The sequence below is a fragment of the Pseudomonas sp. PS01301 genome, from assembly GCF_029960215.1.
Taxonomy (GTDB): domain Bacteria; phylum Pseudomonadota; class Gammaproteobacteria; order Pseudomonadales; family Pseudomonadaceae; genus Aquipseudomonas; species Aquipseudomonas coleopterorum.
Genome location: NZ_JASCPM010000022.1, coordinates 58,650 through 76,526, shown reverse-complemented (window position 1 = coordinate 76,526; position 17,877 = coordinate 58,650). Strand labels below are relative to the sequence as shown.

The following is a 17,877-nucleotide window of genomic DNA, read 5'->3' as shown; positions in this document are numbered from 1 at the left end:
GCCCGCCCCGATCCCACAGGGATCCCGTGTGGACTTGGGTCTTTGTGGGAGCGGGGCGGGCGGCGAGCCCTCTGCCCGCGAAGAGGCCGCCACTGCCTTACAGAATAGGCTTGCCCCCAGTCACCGCATAGCGCGACCCGGAGATGTAGCTGCTCTCATCCGACCCCAGCAGCACATAGATCGGCGACACCTCGACCGGCTGGCCCGGACGACCCAACGGTGTCTCCTCGCCAAAGGTCTTCACCGCTTCCGGCGGCATGGTCGCCGGGATCAGCGGCGTCCAGATCGGACCCGGTGCCACGCTGTTCACACGAATGTTCTTCTTGCCCAGCAACTGCGCCAGCCCGGCGGTGAAGTTGGCAATCGCGCCCTTGGTGGTGGCATAGGGCAGCAAGGTCGGCTTGGGCATGTCCGAGTTGACCGAGCTGGTATTGATGATCGAGCCGCCCGACGGCATGTGCGGTACTGCGGCCTTGCAGATGCGGAACATCGCCGTGATGTTGATATCGAAAGTGCGCACCCACTCCTCGTCCGGAATTTCGTCCAGGGATTCGTGGCTCATCTGGAACGCGGCATTGTTGACCAGCACGTCGATGCGACCGAAACGCTCGACTGTCTTCTCGACGATCGCCAGACACTGATCCCGCTCGGCCAGGTCGCCCGGCAACAGCAGGCATTGGCGTCCGGCTTCCTCGACGTAGCGTGCCGTGTCCTTGGCGTCCTCGTGCTCGTCGAGGTAGGAGATCACCACATCGGCGCCTTCACGGGCGTAGGCAATGGCCACGGCGCGACCGATACCGCTGTCACCGCCCGTGATCAGGGCGACCTTGTTGGCCATCCGGCCCGAGCCCTTGTAGCTGGTTTCGCCACAGTCGGGCAGCGGATTCATCTTCGACTGCGTGCCCGGCACCGATTGCTGCTGCGGCTCGAACGGCGGAGTTGGATAGTTGGCCATGTGTACCTCGAAAGTTGACGGAAAACCTTGGCCGATTCGACAGAGGCTGTACCTCGTTGCCGAAACGACACAGTGTGGAAAGTCGACTTCCCTGCCGGCGCAAAAGTTTGATTTTTCGCCCAACCGATTCACCGTGCCCTGTGCAGACGCAAGGAATCTCTCGCGCCAGGCTGAGTCACAACCCTGTAAGCGATGCATTTTCATTCAGCAGCCAGAGAGGCATTCATGAGCAACGTCGAACTCGAGCACGAAGTACTCACCCGTTTGCTGCACGCGCATCCCCATGGCCTGGGCAAGGAAATCCTCGACAACTATCGCGGTGAAAAGGCCGTCGCGGGGATGATCAAGACGCTGCAGGAAAGAGGTCTGATCCAGGGCAAGCCGGTAACGGTCGAGGACCATGAACCGGCGCTGGAATACCCGATCAAGCTCAGCAGCTCGGGCGTTGAAGCCGCGAAGAAACATGATGCCGAGAAAGGCAGCAATCCGCACGCCGCCTCGTAAGAACGCGTCGTTGCGAAGGGCATCAAGTCAGCTTGATGCCCTTTTGATTTGTCATGTGGAAAAGCGACGCTGCCGAAAGGCGAACGCTCAGGCGCAGGTCGCGGCCTTGACGAAGATCAGCTGCAGAAAACGGCTGATATGATGATCCTGCGCATAGGCATCGGCCAGGCACGCGCGGGCCTTGTCCAGATGCTCCTGCAGACGCCGCTTCACTTCATCTTCCCCGCACAGGGCCATGAAGGTCGACTTGCCGTCGTCCTTGCCCAGGTCTTTCGCCATGTCCGGGCTGCGATCATGCAGGTCGTCGTAGAGCTGGAACGCCTGCCCCAGCTCCAGGGCGAAACACTGCAGCACGGCGCGCGTGGGCGGTGGCGCATCGCTGATCAGATAGGCCATGTCCATGATCGCGCTGAACAGCACGCCCGTTTTCAGATTGTTGGTGGCGGCGATCTCTTCGGCGGTTCGCGGATGCAGCCCGTCACGCAGATCCTGCAACTGACCACGTGCCAGGCCATGAGCACCGATGGCGTTGGCCAGGATCTCCACCAGTTGCGTGCGAATCAACGGCTTCAGCCCTTCGATCCCCGCTACCACCGCAAAGGCCCGTGACAACAGGGCCACGGCGGCCAGAATGGCAACGTCTTCACCAAAGGCCAGGTGCGTGGTGACGCGACCGCGTCGCAGCTTCGCGTCATCCATGCAAGGCATGTCGTCGAGCACCAGGGACGCGGCGTGCACCATCTCCACGGCGCAGCCCAGGTCCAGCGCCGCCTGGTCGCTGGCGCCCAGCCCGTTCGAAGCCAGGATCAACAGGATCGGACGCATCCGCTTGCCCGGCGCCAGGGCACCGTCGCGCATCGCCGTGGCCACCAGATCGCGCTCGTTGCTCGCCACGGGCAGCAAGGCGTCCAGCCGCGCTTCGATGGTGCAGCGCAGCAAGGCCATGTGCTCGGTAAAACCAGTATCGCTGGTCGCGGGCGTATCAGCTGTCATCGTTCCCTCTATTCTTGTTTCGAGTCCTGCGGGGCAGCCGGGGACGAGATTTCGGCAGGGTTCGGCCCGGGCGGAAACGTTCGCAAACAAGGAACGACTGCTCACCGCCGGTGCCTGAGCCTGTGAAGATGGACATACGTTATGCGAATATGAGCGCGCCGTACAACTCTCTACCATGGACAGACCGCAGGCAGCCGTAAATGATCCTGAGCAATGGAGCTGACATGAAGCCCGACGAGTTGAGTCGACGCAAGGATGACCATCTGGATATCGTCCTGGATCCGCTCAGGGCGATCACGCGCATGGGCGCGGGCTGGGACACTATTCAGTTCGAGCATTGTGCCTTGCCTGAGCTGGACCTTGCAGACATTGACCTGCGCAGTTCCCTGCTCGGCATCGACCTGCAGGCGCCGTTGCTGATCAGCTCCATGACCGGCGGCGCCTTTCGTGCCGTCGCGATCAACCGGCATCTGGCCGAAGCGGCGCAGGCCCTGGGCATTGCCATGGGAGTGGGTTCGCAACGTGTAAGTTTGCAGACCGGCAACGACCAGGGGCTCACCCGCGAGCTGCGGCGCATCGCCCCGGACATCCCGCTGCTGGCCAACATCGGTGCAGCGCAGTTGCTCGAAAACGGTGGCATGGACCTGGCCCAGCGCGCGGTCGACACCTTGGAAGCCAGCGGTTTGATCATCCATCTCAACCCGCTGCAGGAGGCCGTTCAGCCCGAAGGTGACCGTCACTGGCGCGGCGTGCTCGCGCAGATCGCCCGGGCGGTGACGGTGCTCAAGGTGCCGGTGGTGATCAAGGAAGTCGGTGCCGGGCTCTCCGCCAGCGTGGCGCAAACCCTGGTCGAGGCCGGTGTGCAGGTCATCGATGTGGCCGGTGCGGGCGGGACCAGTTGGGCTGCGGTCGAAGGCGAACGCGCAACCCGGGCAGCGGACCGCGCGGTGGCCATGGCCTTCGCCGGCTGGGGCATTCCCACCGCCACCTGCGTGCAGACGGTCCGTCAGGCGCTGCCCGACGTACGCTTGATCGCTTCGGGCGGCGTGCGCGATGGCGTCGATGCGGCCAAGGCCATCCGCCTCGGTGCCGACCTCGTCGGTCAGGCCGCCAGTGTGTTGCCGGGCGCTACGCTGTCCACGGAAGCTGTGATCGAACACTTCGAAGTGGTCATTCGCCAGCTTCGCGTGGCCTGTTTCTGCACCGGTTCGGCCAATCTGGCGGGGCTGCGCCATGCCCGTCTGCTCGATCCGCAGGCTCTGCCTCGATGAGTCATTTCGGCGTTGTCGCACCCGCCTATTACAGTCATTTCCACGCGTTGCAGGCGCTGGCCCAAGAGCTGATGCAGCGCGGTCATCGAGTCACCTTCTTTCACCAGGCCGACGCGGCGCGTTGGGTCACGGCCCCCGGCATCGGCTATTGCGTGCTGGGCGCCGCCAGCCACCCGCCCGGCAGCCTGCAACGCAGTCTGCGCCTGGCGGCCAGCCCCGGCACACCCTGGGGCCTGCGACAGATCATCGAACAGTTGGCGGCTACTACACGCATGTTCTGCGACGAACTGCCGGCTGTACTGGAGCAGCACGGTGTCGACGCGCTGCTGTGCGATCAGATGGAAGCGGGCGGTGGCCTGGTCGCGGAAAGCCTGGGGCTGCCCTTCGTCTCGATCGCCTGCGCCCTGCCGGTCAACCGCGAGCCGGGCCTGCCGCTGCCAGTGATGCCGTTCGCCTACGACACGGATGAGCGCAGCCTGCACATGTACCGCGGCAGCACCCAGGTCTACGACTGGCTGATGAAGCCCCATGCCCGCGCCATCCAGGGCGCCGCGAAAGCCCTCGGACTGGCGCCGCGCAGCGCTCTGCACGAGTGCCTTTCGCCGTTGGCGCAGATCAGCCAGACGCTGGCGGGCTTCGACTTCCCGCGCCAGGCTGCGCCGCCGCATCTGCACGCGGTCGGTCCGCTGCGCACCGCCACTGCGGCCACCAGAGGCAGTTGGTCGATCAACCCAGAGCGCCCGTTCGTCTTCGCCAGCCTGGGCACCCTGCAGGGCCAGCGTCTGGGCATGTTCGAACAGATCGCCAAGGCCTGCCGGCAACTCGATGCCCAACTGCTGATCGCCCACTGCGGCTTGCTCGATGCAGCGGCCGAAAAACGCCTGGCTGCGCTCGGCGCCACCTGGGTCACCGATTTCGCCCCGCAACAGTGGGCCTTGGAACAGGCCGATGCAGTGGTCACCCACGGCGGACTGAACACCGTGATGGATGCCATCGCCAGCACCACCCCGATGCTGGTGATGCCCATCGCCTTCGACCAGCCCGGCGTGGCCGCGCGGGTCCGCCATCATGGCCTGGGCCTGCAATTGCATCGCCGCGCCCGCTCGCCGCGCATCGCCCAGGCGCTGGGTGATGTCCTGGCCCTGTCGACCCAGCCCTTTGCTCGCTTGAGCGCGGAACTGGCCAGCGCAGGCGGCACGCTGACGGCAGCCGACATCATCGAAACCGCAATAAACACACGACAGCCCGTATTGGCCGGAGCCTTGGCATGACGTACGACCTGATCCTGGCCGGCGCCGGCCTGGCCAATGGCCTGATCGCCTGGCGCCTGCGCCAGGCGCGTCCGGAGCTGAACATCCTGTGCATCGAGGCGCAGCAGAGTCTGGGGGGCAACCATACCTGGTCCTTTCACGATGGCGACCTCACCGCCGAGCAGCATCACTGGATCGAGCCGCTGGTGGTCAAGCGCTGGTCCAGCTACCAGGTGCATTTCCCCCAGGTTTCTCGGGTGCTCGACAGTGGCTACGCCAGCATCACCAGCGAGCGCTTCGCCGAAGTCATCACCCAGGCGTTGGGCGACCGACTGCGCCTGGGTGAAACCATCACCGAACTGGGCCCGCGCCACGTGCGCCTGGCCAGTGGCGAGATGCTGGAGGCCGGTGCGGTCATCGACGGTCGCGGGGTTAGGCCCAGCCCACACCTCGTGCTCGGCCAGCAGGCGTTCGTCGGCCAATTGCTGCGACTGGAGCAGCCGCACGGGTTGCTCGGGCCGATCATCATGGACGCCCGGGTGGATCAGGGTGATGGCTACCGCTTCGTCTATGTACTGCCCTTTTCGGCCGATACCGTGCTGGTGGAAGACACTCACTATGTAGATCGCCATACCCTGAGCACCGAGCAGCTGCGCGAGCACATCGGCGAGTACGTGCGCTGGCAAGGCTGGACGGTCGCCGAGTGCCTGCGCGAAGAACAGGGCGTGCTGCCGATTACCCTGGCCGGCGACTTCGAGGCGTTCTGGCAGCAAGCGTCTGGCCAGCCGCTGTCCGGCCTGCGCGCCGGCCTGTTTCACTGCACCACCGGCTATTCGTTGCCCCACGCGGTGCGCCTGGCCCAGTGGCTGGCGCAACAGCCGGTCATGGACGCCGACCGCCTGTTCACCGGCATCCGCGACCACGCCCGCCAGCAGTGGAACGACCAAGGTTTCTACCGTCTGCTCAACCGCATGTTGTTCCTCGCCGGAAGGCCCCAGGACCGCTGGCGGGTCATGCAGCGTTTCTATCGCTTGTCGCCCGCGTTGATCAGCCGTTTCTACGCAGGCCAAAACCACTGGCGTGACCGCGCCCGCATTCTCGTCGGCAAGCCACCCGTGCCCGTCGACGAGGCCGTGCGCGCCGCCCTCAGATCTTCTCCCCGGCAGTTCGAGAACCCACATGAATCCAGCTAAAACCGCCATTGTCATCGGCGCAGGCTTCGGCGGCCTGGCCCTGGCGATCCGCCTGCAGGCCGCAGGCATCCACACCACCCTGCTGGAGAAGCGCGACCAGCCCGGGGGACGAGCCTATGTGTATCGCGACCAGGGCTTCACCTTCGATGCCGGCCCGACGGTGATCACCGACCCCACGGCCATCGAAGAGCTGTTCACCCTCAGTGGCAAACGCATGGCCGACTACGTTGACCTGCTCCCGGTCAAGCCGTTCTACCGCCTGTGCTGGGAAGACGGCACGAAGTTCGACTACGCCAACGACCAGGCCGAACTGGACCGCCAGATCCATGCCCTGAACCCACCGGACGTGGCCGGCTACCAGCGCTTCCTGGCCTACTCCCAGGCGGTGTTCAAGGAAGGCTACCTCAAGCTGGGTGCGGTACCGTTCCTGTCGTTTCGCGACATGCTTCAGGCCGGACCGCAACTGGCACGCCTGCAGGCCTGGCGCAGCGTGTATTCGATGGTGTCGAGCTTCATCGAACACGATCAGTTGCGCCAGGCGTTCTCGTTTCACTCCTTGCTGGTGGGCGGCAACCCGTTTGCCACCTCTTCGATCTACACCTTGATCCATGCGCTGGAGCGCGAATGGGGTGTGTGGTTTCCCAAGGGCGGGACGGGGGCGCTGGTGCAAGGCATGGTCAAGCTGTTCCAGGACCTGGGCGGCACCCTGGAGTTGAACGCGGAAGTGGCCGGCATCGACGTCGAGAACGATCGCGCCACGGCGGTGCATGCCCGTGACGGTCGCAGCTGGCGCGCCGATTGTCTGGCGTCCAACGCCGACGTGGTGCACACCTACGCCGACCTGCTGGGCAAACACCCTCGCGGTAAACGCGAGGGCAAGCGGCTCAAGGGCAAACGTTTCAGCAACTCGCTGTTCGTCATCCATTTCGGCCTGAAACGCCCGCAGCCGCAGTTGCAGCACCACACGGTGTGCTTCGGTGCGCGCTATCAGGCGCTGATCCACGAAATCTTCAACGGCGCCGAACTGGCCTCGGACTTCTCGCTGTACCTGCACGCGCCCTGTGTGACGGATCCCAGCCTGGCGCCGCCGGGCTGTTCCAGCCACTACGTGTTGTCGCCGGTACCGCACCTGGGCAACGCCGCCATCGACTGGTCGGTGCAGGGGCCGCTGTACCGCGACCGCATTTTCGAATACCTGGAAGAGCATTACATTCCTGGCTTGCGCGAGGATCTGGTGACCTGCCGTATCTTCACCCCGGATGATTTCCAGACCGAGCTCAACGCGCACCTGGGCTCGGCGTTTTCCCTGGAGCCGGTGCTGCAGCAGAGCGCCTGGTTCCGCCCGCACAACCGCGACGCGCAGTTGAACAACGTCTACCTGGTCGGCGCCGGCACCCACCCCGGCGCCGGCGTACCGGGCGTAATCGGTTCGGCCAAGGCGACCGCCGGGCTGATGATCGCGGACCTGCATCCATGAGCACCTCGGCGCCGGATCCGGCGCTGCGCGAGCATGCCGAACGGAGCATCGCGGTAGGCTCGAAAAGCTTCGCCGCAGCCGCCAAGCTGTTCGACGAACGCACCCGGCGCAGCGCGGTGATGCTGTACGCCTGGTGCCGCTACTGCGACGATGTGATCGATGGTCAGCAGGCCGGTCACGACGCCGTGTCGATCACCCCGCAGGAGGCACAGCGCCGCCTGGCGCTGCTGCAGGCCCAGACCCATGCGGTCTATGCAGGCGTGCCCGCGAGCGAGCCGGCCTTCGCCGCGTTCGCCGAAGTGGTGCGCGAGCACGACATTCCCGAGCACAATGCCCTGGAGCATCTGGCCGGCTTCGAAATGGACGTGCTGGACCGCCGTTATCACACTCAGGACGACACGCTGCAGTATTGCTACCACGTCGCAGGCGTCGTTGGTCTGATGATGGCGCGGGTCATGGGCACCCATGACCCGCGTACCCTGGATCGCGCCTGCGATCTGGGGCTGGCGTTTCAGTTGACCAACATCGCCCGCGATATCGTCGAGGATGCGCGCATCGGTCGCTGCTATCTGCCGGCGCAGTGGCTGGAAGAACTGAACATTCCGCTGCAGGACCTGGCGGCGCCCGAGCATCGGCCGGCGGTGGCGGTGTTGGCGCGGCGTCTGGTTGACCTGGCCGAGCCCTACTACGCCAGCGCCCAGGCGGGCCTGGCCGCCTTGCCCTGGCGTTCGGCCTGGGCCGTGGCGACTGCGGCGGCCGTGTACCGGCAGATCGGGGTCAAGGTGGTTGCGGCAGGCAGTCATGCCTGGGACACCCGTGTCTCGACCTCCAAGGCCGAAAAGCTGGCAGCGGTCAGCCAGGGATGGTGGCGTGCGGTCAGCGCTCGCTGGCGGCAGTGGCCGAAGCGTTCGACTCAGCTGTGGAACCGGCCTCGTCCGCCTTGCGCAGAGGCCCTTGGTGCAACGCCCGCAACTGAGCGCGCAAGCGCGTCGTAGACGGCGCGAACAGAAAGCCGAAGGACACGCAGCGGTCCTTGCCCTCGACCGCGTGGTGCATCAGGTGCGCCTGGTACAGGCGCTTGAGGTAACCGCGGCGCGGCACCAGATGGAATGGCCAGCGCCGATGCACCAGACCGTCATGGACGACGAAGTACAACGCGCCGTAGGCGGTCATGCCGGCGCCGATCCATTCCAGCGGATGCAGACCCTGGGTCCCCAGGGCAATCAGCACGATCGCCAGCCCCGCGAACACCACCGCATACAGGTCGTTCTTCTCGAACCAGCCGGTGCGCGGCTCGTGGTGGGAGCGGTGCCAGCCCCAGCCCCAGCCATGCATGAGGTACTTGTGGGCCAGGTAGGCAACGCCTTCCATGGCCGCCAGAGTGATGAAGAAAACCAGGCTGTTGAGAATCACTGCTGCGCTCTGCCAAGACGGATAGACCGCCATCTTAACGCAACCGGCCCACCCGTGGCGTCACGCCGGCCGGCTGCTCATCGGCTGCTCAGCGCAGGCTCCACGAGACGCCGGCGTAGACACCCCGGCCATCGCCCGGCGTGGAACGTGCAACATCACGGCCCTGGTCGTCGTAGCCGGGGGTGACCGTGCTGGCGTAACGCTTGTTGGTCAGGTTGCGCAGGTCCACCCAGGTCTGCCAGCTTTCATCCGGCGCCGAGTAGCCCAGACTGGCGCCGAACAGGGTGTAGGCCGCCGCATGGTAGGAGTTGGCGTAGTCCACGGCGATGCGCGAGGCGTGCTGCACGTTGAAACCGGTGTAGACGCCGCTGGGGTGGTCGTAGCGCAATTCGGCTTGATAGTAATGTTGAGGCAGGCCAGGCAGCCGGTTATTGCCGAAACGCGCGTCGTCACGGTAGTGGAAATCGCTGTAGGTGTAGGTCTGGCGCAAACCCAGACGTCCGGCCTGCTGCCCCTCCCATAATGGGCTATCCAGGGCCATCTCGACGCCCTGATGGACCGTCGGGCTGGCATTCGCCTCGCCGATCACCTGCGAGGTGGTGGCCGTGGCGGCCTGGGTTTCGACACTGAGCAGCTCATGGCGGACCTGCGAGTAATACCAGGCCAGATCCCAGCGGCCGAACCAGGCATCGCCACGCCCACCCAGCTCCAGAGTGGTCGCGCTCTGGTTGTCGAGCTCCACGCCATTGCTCTGCAAACCCGTCGCCGCGCCGCTGCCCGGCGCGAAGTAGCGGTTGGAGCCCCAGATCATCGACCAGGGGTGTGGCGGTTCCACCGAACGGCTGAGGTTGCCGAACACCTGCACCTTCGGGCTGTAGTCGTAGCGCAAACCCAGGCGGGGCGCGTAGTCCCAGGCGTGCTGGCTGACCCGGTCATGGGTCACCGGGTAGCTGACCTCCGTCTCGCGACGGGTGTACAGCGCGGCTAGCCCCGTGGTGAGCCAGAGATCGGGCACCAGTTCCAGCTCGTTGCTGATATACACCGTATGGTCGGAGCCTTGATAGCTGTAGTCCCGGGTGCGGGTGCCGGGCGCATACCCGGCCGTGTTGCCGACCGGTACCCGGACGAATTCCGACACGCCGGAATTGGGCAATGCCTTGGTGCTGCGCCACCCCACGGTAGTTTTGCTGGCATGGCCGAGCAGCACGTCCTGGCGCACATAGTTCAAGGTGCCGCTGACATCGGTGTAGGCCACCTTCATGCGGTTGGTGCCTTCGCGCAGGTCCATCGGATAGTCGTGATAGACCAGACCGGCTTCCAGGCGGGCATCGTCGTCCAGGTGCCAGGTGGTCTTGTTGGCCAGCCAGGTACTGCCCGGTTGAATGCGCTTGGAATCGCGTGCCAGGTTCAAGGCGTTGGCCGCGCGGGGATCATGGGCGATCTGCGCCCGCGTCAGCTTGCCCGGGGTGTCGTTGTCGGTCTCGCGATAGCGGAAGAAGAAGCGCGTTTCCAACTGCGGACTGAAACGGTAGCCGAAGTTGCCTGCCGCACCACGGCTGCCACCTGCGCTTTGATCCTGGAAGCCGTCGTAGCTGGAATCGGTCACGCTGAAATAGTAATCGGCATCACCCAGCACCTGGCCAGAACTGATCTGACGCTTGCTGTAGCCATGACTGCCGACCTCGTAGCGCAGCTGCAACTTGGGGGCATCGTATCCGGTGTGCGTCACATAGTTGATGGCACCGCCCAAGGCCAGCGCGCCGCGATCGAAACCATTGGCCCCGCGCAGAACCTCCACCCGGCTCAGCCACAAGGGCTCCAGCAATTCGTAAGGCGTGCCGCCCGGACCGGTCAGCGGCAGGCCATCGAACGTCTGGTACAGCCCCGACGAATGCGCCCCCGGCCCACGATTGATACCCGAACCGCGAATGGAGATCTTCGCGCCCTCGTTGTTGGCGGCGCGGGCGTAGATACCTGCCTGGTTGCTGAACAGATCCTCGTTGCCCGAGAGCCTGCCGCGCCCGACGGCGGCAGTGTCGATCAGGTTGCTGGCGCCTGGCACCGAACGCAGTGCCAGGTCGGCTTCGTCGATCTCGCTCAGGCGTGCCTCGCTGACTTCCACGGCCTGCAACTCCATCACCTGCGCCGCCAGGGCGGCGCTGGGGGCGCCAAACAAGGCGGCCAGGCCCAGCACTGGCCATGCCGGCGCGCGAGGCGTGATACAGGTGGAAAGGCAATGCAGACGGTCCCGGACGCGAAGACGGGACGCAGACGGTTGCGGCATGAAACACATCCTTGAAAAGCGGTACGCCCGGGCGGCACTCCCGGACTGGCAGATAACGAGGCCCCACCTGGGGTGGCCATTGGGGAGGATTGACGTTCGCGCGAGCGCTTTAAGCACATCGGGGGGTGAAAAGGAGGTCTGCGTCGATCACGGCTCGCTGCGCAGCGCATTGAGATAATGCGTGCCCTTGACGGTGAGAGCCAGGCGCATGCGACCGTCCCCGGTCACCGTGGTCACGATATAGCCCACCAGCAGCAAGGCGCGCAGAGCAAAGCCGTCCTCACTGGTGAAGGCTTGCCATTGGGCGCCCTCTATCAGCGTCAGCAACCGCTTGTAGTTGGCCTGGTCTTCGGTCATCAGTGCCCAGCCTCCATTGCGTCCATTGCAAGTGCGGCCAGCTTACTCAAAAGCATCGGCCAAGGCATCGAAAAACACTTTTGGATGTCCAACGGTGTAGCGATGAAAATGCGCAAAGGGAAGTTGAAAAACTGATGGCATTGAACAGGCGCTTTCAGCCACTATCAGCTATAGCTCTTACAGCCCCGGGCGTTTTGCCCGTTTCCTCACTGCCTCCTCAACACCGTCCGTCAAGGGTGATTCCATGGCTTCCATCGAAACGGTACTCGCCGGGCTCGACCCGCCCCTGAAACACGAAACCGAACTGCACGATGGCCTGCTGAAACTGACGCTGACCGACCCCAACGTTCCAGCCCATGTAGAGCGCAGTCTTTCGCCGCGTGAATACGAAGACATCATTCTGTTTCGGCTGCTGGTGCTGCATGCGGTCAATGAAATTCGCGGCAAGGGTTCCCATGCGCCGCTGGAAGTGATGCCCGACATCGAATGGGCCGCCCGCACCTGATTGCAGAGGGCTTGCCAAGTATGCGGCAACTCGTCGCCGTCCTGCACATTTTCTGAATCTTTCCTGCGTGTCACAACTCAATGATGAGTCAACGCAGGAGATCACCATGCCGAACCCAACGCTGTTCATCATTGACTACAGGCTCCATGGAGCGGAAAAGTCGTTCATCATTCGTCTACCCACGCTGAACAATGCCGATGCCTGGCATTGGGCGAGCTGTGACGCAGGGGTCGGTGTCATCCCCAAGTTCGGCCGCGAACGGGTGCAGAAGGTTAGCAAGCCCAAAGCCGAGCAGTATGGGATTACCGATGTGCGCTGGAGACCGTCCGGCCAACAGGCGCGCGAAGAAGCAGGGACCGAAGCAGCGCATTGAGTCGCACGATCTCCGCTTCGCCGCGCGCCTGCCGTGTCAGCCGCATCTGCATGACCCTGTAGGGGGTTGCCCACGCAGCCCCCTCAGTCTCCCGGAAGAGTCTCACTCGTCCACTGTTTGCACCATTGAACCCTCCCAACCTTCCGACCTCGATACCGCTGAGCTAGTCTGCCACTGACACGCTCATTTACCGCATTGTCGAAAATGCAGCACAGGACACCTCGCGCCGCGACAGAGCGCAGCCATGAGGCCTTTCATGCCAGGACGCAATCCGCTACATGCCACGAGCGACGAAAGCGCCGAGCCATTATCTCGGCACGCCGGGCGCAATTCGGCCCTGTTTCGTCTCACCGTAACGTTCATCGTGCTGGTCATCTTCACCTTCGTGGGCGTCGAAGGCTGGCGCGCCTGGCGCGACTACCAGCAGGCGTTCGCCACCGCACGCGATTCGGTCACCAACCTGGCTCGAGCCACGGCCCAGCATGCCGAAGATGCGATTCGCCAAGTCGACGTACTGACCGACGCCCTGGCCGAGCGCGTGCAAGGTGACGGCCTGCAGAACATGGACGTGCCGCGCATTCATGCGCTGATGCAGCAACAGGCGCGGATCATGCCGCAGTTGCATGGGCTGTTCATCTACGACGCCAGCGGACAATGGGTGGTGACCGACAAGACCGGTACGCCAGAGGCGGCCAACAACGCCGATCGCGACTACTTCAACTACCATCGCACCCACACCGATCCGAACGTGCGCATCAGCGACGTGGTGCGCAGCCGTTCGACGGACGAATACATCCTGCCGATCTCGCGCCGACTCAATAACCCGGACGGCAGCTTCGCCGGGGTGCTGCTGGGAACGATTCGGGTCAGCTACTTCGTCGACTATTATGGCGACTTCAAGATCGACGATCGCGGCGCGCTGGTCCTGGCGCTGCGCAACGGCCGGATCCTGGTGCGGCGCCCGTTCCTTGCGCCGGTGCTGGGCAAGACCCTGGAAGACAGCGAGATCTTCAAACGCTATCTGCCGGTGGCCGACGAAGGCGTGGTCGAGGTCAAGGCGGTGGTCGACAACACCTACCGCCTGTATGCCTACCGCGCATTGACCAGCTATCCGCTGGTGGTGGAAGCCGGGCTGTCGCGCGAGTCCTACATCGGCCCCTGGCGGCGCGACCTGCTCAAGACCGGCCTGGTGCTGCTGGTGCTGATCGCCGGCTTGAGCGGCTTCGGCATGATCGTGCTCAAGCAGTTGCGCGAACGCATCGCCATCGAGGAGGAACTGCGTCAGGCCCATCAGATCATGCGTGACATGGCGCTGACCGACAGCCTCAGCGGTCTGGGCAATCGGCGGCGGCTGGACATGGCCCTGGGGGCCGAAATCGGCCGCGCTCGGCGACAGCGCGGCTGGCTGGCGCTGATCATGCTCGATGTCGACTACTTCAAACGCTACAACGATCGCTATGGCCATGCAGCCGGCGACCGCTGCCTGCGCCAGGTGGCCGACGCCATCGTGAAGGTGCTCAAGCGCCCTACCGACCTGGCCGTGCGCTATGGTGGCGAAGAGTTCACCGTGCTGCTCCCCGGTACCGATCTGGAAGGCGCAGGCGTGGTTGCCGAGGCGATCCTGCAGGCCATTCGCGACTTGGGCGTCGAACACCTGGATCATCCTGCGGGGCACGTCACGGTCAGCGCCGGCATCACCGCCGCCCAGCCGGCAGTGGAATGGGTCACGGCCGCGCAAATGCTGATAACCGCCGATGCCTGCCTGTACACCGCCAAACACAAAGGCCGCGATCGCTGGCACGCCTGCGCCACTCAGAGCGGAACGTGACCAGTGTGTCGACCCGATCCGGCGAGCCCATTGGACACATCGGCTTGAACTTCCCGTGTTTCGTATACCTCTGCTACTTACACCCCCCGATTCCGATCAAGAGGCTACGCGAACAATGAGAGCACTCACCTACCACGGCGCTCACGACGTCAAAGTCGACACGGTTCCCGATCCAGAGCTTCAGGATGCCGACGACATCATCCTGCGTGTCACGGCCACCGCCATCTGCGGCTCGGACCTGCACCTGTACCGAGGCAAGATTCCCACGGTCGAACACGGCGACATCTTCGGCCACGAATTCATGGGCATCGTCGAAGAAGTTGGCTCAGCGGTGACCGCGGTCAGCCCGGGCGATCGCGTGGTCATTCCTTTCGTCATCGCCTGCGGCAGCTGCTTCTTCTGCAACATCGATCTGTTCGCTGCCTGCGAAACCACCAACACCGGTCGCGGTGCGATCTTGAACAAGAAGTCGATTCCATCGGGCGCAGCGCTGTTCGGTTTCAGTCATCTGTACGGCGGCGTGCCCGGCGGCCAGGCCGAATACGTGCGCGTGCCCAAGGCCAATACAGGCCCGTTCAAGGTGCCTGGCACCCTGTCGGATGAAAAAGTGCTGTTTCTGTCGGACATTCTGCCCACTGCCTTCCAAGCCGTGAAAAACACCGAGATCGGCAAGGGTTCGAGCATCGCCATCTACGGCGCTGGCCCGGTCGGCCTGCTGTGCGCTGCCGTCGCGCGGATGCTGGGCGCCGAGCGCATCTTCATGGTCGACCATCACCCCTACCGCCTGGCCTATGCGCAACAGGCCTATGGAGTGATCCCGATCAACTTCGATGAAGACGACGATCCAGCCGATACCATCATCCGTCAGACGCCAGGCTCGCGCGGCGTGGATGGCGTTGTGGATGCAGTGGGCTTCGAAGCCAAGGGCAGCACCACCGAAACCGTGCTCGCCGCCCTCAAGCTTGAAGGCAGCAGCGGCAAGGCGTTGCGCCAGTGCATCGCGGCCGTGCGCCGTGGCGGCGTGGTCAGCGTGCCGGGCGTGTACGCCGGCTTCATCCACGGCTTCCTGTTCGGCGATGCGTTCGACAAGGGCTTGACCTTCCGCATGGGCCAGACTCACGTTCAGCGCTACCTGCCCGAACTGCTCGAGCACATCGAAGCGGGCCGCTTGACGCCCGAGACGATCATCACCCACCGCATGTCCCTGGAACAGGCGGTCGAAGGCTACAAGATCTTCGACAAGAAGGAAGAGGATTGCCGCAAGGTCATTCTCACACCCGGCTCGCCGACCATTGAAGCGCCCATTGTAGAACCTGTCGCCGGTGTCGTACCCGCGCTCTGAAGCACCGCACCACGAGGCCGAGCTCTGCTCGGCCTTGCTTTGTCCGGCCCACGGCGATTGGGCTTTCATGCAGCAGCACAGAGGTCACCATGCAACGCTTGGCACTGAGTCAGATCACCACCCAACCCCTCACCCTCGAACAAGACCTGCAACTGTGCCAGCGTCTGGGCTGCGGCCTGGAACTGGCAGAAAAGAAGCTCTCCGAAGACCCCGCACGCGCACGGGAGCAATTGGCTCACGTGCGCGCCAGCGGCGTTCGAGTGACCTCGATCCAGCCCCGCACCCTGACCATTTTCCCTTCAGCTTCAGCGCCCGAGCCGCAAGCCCCAGACGTGCGTCTGGCGCAACTGATGAACTCGGTCGATCTGTTCAGCGAATTCTTTCCCGGCCTGGCACTGGTCACCAACACCGGCGCCGACGCGCAGGGCAATGAAGCATTGGTCTGGACACAGTGCGTCGAGCACTACCGGACACTGGCCGAGCACGCGAGTGAGAAAGGGATGCTCATCGCACTCGAAGCGTTGGCGCCTTCATTGATGAACCAGAATTCCATTCTGTTCGCTTTCGGTCAGGCCCGTGAAATGGCCCACGCCGTCGCACGGCCCGCCTTCGGCCTGTGCCTGGACCTGTACAACAGCTGGCAGGACCCCAGCCTGCTCGACACTCTCGATGCCGACAAGCTGTTCATCGTGCAACTGGCCGACTGGCGCCGTCCGCAATCGCTGCACGACCGACGTGCCGTGGGCGACGGCGCTATCCCCCTGCAAGCGCTTCTGCGGCGTCTGGTCGATGTGGGCTACGCAGGCGAGTACGTGCTCGAGATCTTTTCCGAGTCCGTCAGCGATTCGCTCTGGAAGGACGCGCCCACTGTGATCCAGGCCGTGGAGCGCAGCGTCGTGGCGTTCGACGACATTCGCCAAGGGATTCTCGGAGCACATGCCTAGCCACCTGCCAGCCGCCGAACGACGCACAAGATACTGGCGTCACATGAAATGAAACGAGCACTGCGAGCCGCTGTCTAGAGCAGTAACAACCCATTACCGTGAGTCATCCCTATGTTGAAGTTTCTTGGCAGCACCGTCGGCATCATCTTCCTGATCGGCCTGGTCGTGGTCATCGGCCTGTTCAAGCTGGTCTTCTGATTCCTGCCGGGGCGCTCATCGAGCGCCCCTGTCCGCCCCAGCTGCTCCTTTCAGCTCTGCGAACCCTGCTCCACCACGTCCAATACGTTCTGTACCGCCGCAGCCTCCAGCTGTCCCGGCGCCGAAGCCTGGCCCAGGCTGGCATAGGTCAGGGCCGATCCGCTCAACTGCCCCGCCAACCGCGACAATACGCCCAACGGCCCCATCGACATGGTCAGCAATGGACGCTTGGCATAGTGAGCCTGCATGTGCTGACTGGCCGCCATCAGCGTCAATACGTCCGCCTTGCTGTTGGGCATCACGGCGATCTTGAGAATGTCAGCGCCTAATGTCTGTTGCCGACGCAAACGCTCGACGATCACATCGTGGCTGGGTGTCGCGTTGAAATCATGGTTGGACAGCACCACCGCCGCACCCCGTTCATGGGCCAGCGTGACGATGTTCTCGACGGCCGCCTGTGGCTTCATCATCTCCACGTCCAACAGATCGACATGACCGGTGTGCAGCAGCTCGGCGTAGAGGTTGAAATACCTGGCATCGGCCAGCTCACGCTCACCCCCCTCCTCCTTGCTGCGCCAAGTGACGAGTAGAGGCTTGCCGTCCAGTACACCCACCAGACGAGCCAGCAACGGCTTCATCCGTTCGCCCAGGTGGCCCTGTGGATGATGATCCAAACGCAGTTCAGCCATGTCTACCTGTGACGCAGCGCCGATGTCACGAGCCTGATCAAGCGCTTCACGGTCGGTTGAGGCGGTGATGGACGCGATGATCTTGGGTGCGCCTTCGCCGATCCTCAATGATCCAACGGTCAGCACAGCGCTTCCCGGTGCCGCCGAGGGGACCTGCAAGGTCGCGGGCTGGGCGGCGAAAGCGACTGATGACAAGGGCATGCTGGCAGCGGCGACGGCGCTGCCCACGAGAAAACGACGACGTTGCACGGCACGTCCTCCAGAACACCGGCCTTCCAGGCTGGAAGGCGCGCAATAGAGC

The 17,877-nt window shown here is 64.0% G+C and carries 17 protein-coding genes; 11 read left to right on the top strand and 6 right to left on the bottom strand.

What is annotated here, in order from left to right; translation table 11 throughout:
* Positions 1–97: 97 nt before the first annotated feature.
* A complete protein-coding gene (locus QMX89_RS13440) occupies positions 98–955 on the bottom strand; it encodes an SDR family oxidoreductase (RefSeq protein ID WP_282348592.1) in 858 nt (285 codons plus the stop codon).
* A gap of 225 nt (positions 956–1,180) precedes the next feature.
* On the opposite strand from QMX89_RS13440, the gene QMX89_RS13435 reads away from it, so the two are divergent.
* Complete coding sequence (locus QMX89_RS13435; RefSeq protein ID WP_049859895.1) at positions 1,181–1,459, top strand: hypothetical protein; 279 nt, start codon at positions 1,181–1,183, stop codon at positions 1,457–1,459.
* Between the two features lie 87 nt (positions 1,460–1,546).
* Here QMX89_RS13435 and QMX89_RS13430 read toward each other — a convergent pair whose 3' ends face one another.
* Positions 1,547–2,452, bottom strand: a complete 906-nt coding sequence (locus QMX89_RS13430) for a polyprenyl synthetase family protein (protein ID WP_192000472.1) — start codon at positions 2,450–2,452, stop codon at positions 1,547–1,549.
* 224 nt (positions 2,453–2,676) lie between these two features.
* Here QMX89_RS13430 and fni point away from each other — a divergent pair, with 224 nt between their 5' ends.
* The 5 genes from fni to QMX89_RS13405 are packed head-to-tail and all read left to right on the top strand — an operon-like array spanning position 2,677 to position 8,638.
* A complete protein-coding gene (gene fni, locus QMX89_RS13425; RefSeq protein WP_282348591.1) occupies positions 2,677–3,723 on the top strand; it encodes a type 2 isopentenyl-diphosphate Delta-isomerase in 1,047 nt (348 codons plus the stop codon).
* Complete coding sequence (locus QMX89_RS13420; RefSeq protein WP_282348589.1) at positions 3,720–4,994, top strand: glycosyltransferase; 1,275 nt, start codon at positions 3,720–3,722, stop codon at positions 4,992–4,994. Before fni ends, QMX89_RS13420 begins: the two co-directional genes overlap by 4 nt.
* Positions 4,991–6,166 carry a lycopene beta-cyclase CrtY gene (gene crtY / locus QMX89_RS13415; protein WP_282348587.1) on the top strand — a complete coding sequence of 392 codons (1,176 nt, stop codon included), beginning with the start codon at positions 4,991–4,993 and terminating at the stop codon, positions 6,164–6,166. The genes QMX89_RS13420 and crtY overlap by 4 nt, the downstream gene beginning before the upstream one ends.
* Positions 6,153–7,643 (top strand): phytoene desaturase, encoded by a 1,491-nt coding sequence (locus QMX89_RS13410; protein ID WP_056842242.1) that lies wholly within the window; start codon positions 6,153–6,155, stop codon positions 7,641–7,643. The genes crtY and QMX89_RS13410 overlap by 14 nt, the downstream gene beginning before the upstream one ends.
* Positions 7,640–8,638: a phytoene/squalene synthase family protein gene (locus QMX89_RS13405; protein ID WP_282348585.1), complete on the top strand. Its 999-nt coding sequence runs from the start codon at positions 7,640–7,642 to the stop codon at positions 8,636–8,638. The genes QMX89_RS13410 and QMX89_RS13405 overlap by 4 nt, the downstream gene beginning before the upstream one ends.
* On the opposite strand, the gene QMX89_RS13400 is transcribed toward QMX89_RS13405, so the two are convergent.
* From QMX89_RS13400 to QMX89_RS13390, 3 genes are all read right to left on the bottom strand, one after another.
* A complete protein-coding gene (locus QMX89_RS13400; RefSeq protein ID WP_082223600.1) occupies positions 8,520–9,089 on the bottom strand; it encodes a sterol desaturase family protein in 570 nt (189 codons plus the stop codon). The genes QMX89_RS13405 and QMX89_RS13400 overlap by 119 nt on opposite strands.
* A 55-nt stretch (positions 9,090–9,144) precedes the next feature.
* The gene (locus QMX89_RS13395; protein WP_282348584.1) at positions 9,145–11,340 is read right to left on the bottom strand and encodes a TonB-dependent receptor; all 2,196 of its coding nucleotides are present in this window, start codon (positions 11,338–11,340) and stop codon (positions 9,145–9,147) included.
* Between the two features lie 147 nt (positions 11,341–11,487).
* Positions 11,488–11,697 (bottom strand): hypothetical protein, encoded by a 210-nt coding sequence (locus QMX89_RS13390; RefSeq protein WP_282348583.1) that lies wholly within the window; start codon positions 11,695–11,697, stop codon positions 11,488–11,490.
* Between the two features lie 244 nt (positions 11,698–11,941).
* Here QMX89_RS13390 and QMX89_RS13385 point away from each other — a divergent pair, with 244 nt between their 5' ends.
* From QMX89_RS13385 to QMX89_RS13365, 5 genes are all read left to right on the top strand, one after another.
* On the top strand, positions 11,942–12,202 hold the full coding sequence (locus tag QMX89_RS13385) for a hypothetical protein (RefSeq protein ID WP_049859887.1): 261 nt from the start codon (positions 11,942–11,944) through the stop codon (positions 12,200–12,202).
* Positions 12,203–12,308: 106 nt separating this feature from the next.
* The gene (locus tag QMX89_RS13380) at positions 12,309–12,575 is read left to right on the top strand and encodes a DUF6555 family protein (protein ID WP_049859886.1); all 267 of its coding nucleotides are present in this window, start codon (positions 12,309–12,311) and stop codon (positions 12,573–12,575) included.
* Between the two features lie 256 nt (positions 12,576–12,831).
* On the top strand, positions 12,832–14,403 hold the full coding sequence (locus tag QMX89_RS13375) for a sensor domain-containing diguanylate cyclase (RefSeq protein WP_282348579.1): 1,572 nt from the start codon (positions 12,832–12,834) through the stop codon (positions 14,401–14,403).
* A gap of 115 nt (positions 14,404–14,518) precedes the next feature.
* Positions 14,519–15,745: a zinc-dependent alcohol dehydrogenase gene (locus QMX89_RS13370; protein WP_049859884.1), complete on the top strand. Its 1,227-nt coding sequence runs from the start codon at positions 14,519–14,521 to the stop codon at positions 15,743–15,745.
* A gap of 89 nt (positions 15,746–15,834) precedes the next feature.
* Positions 15,835–16,689 carry a sugar phosphate isomerase/epimerase family protein gene (locus QMX89_RS13365; protein WP_282348577.1) on the top strand — a complete coding sequence of 285 codons (855 nt, stop codon included), beginning with the start codon at positions 15,835–15,837 and terminating at the stop codon, positions 16,687–16,689.
* A gap of 248 nt (positions 16,690–16,937) precedes the next feature.
* Here QMX89_RS13365 and aroD read toward each other — a convergent pair whose 3' ends face one another.
* Positions 16,938–17,825, bottom strand: coding sequence for a type I 3-dehydroquinate dehydratase (aroD, locus tag QMX89_RS13360; protein ID WP_282348574.1), 888 nt, complete (start codon positions 17,823–17,825; stop codon positions 16,938–16,940).
* Positions 17,826–17,877: the final 52 nt, after the last annotated feature.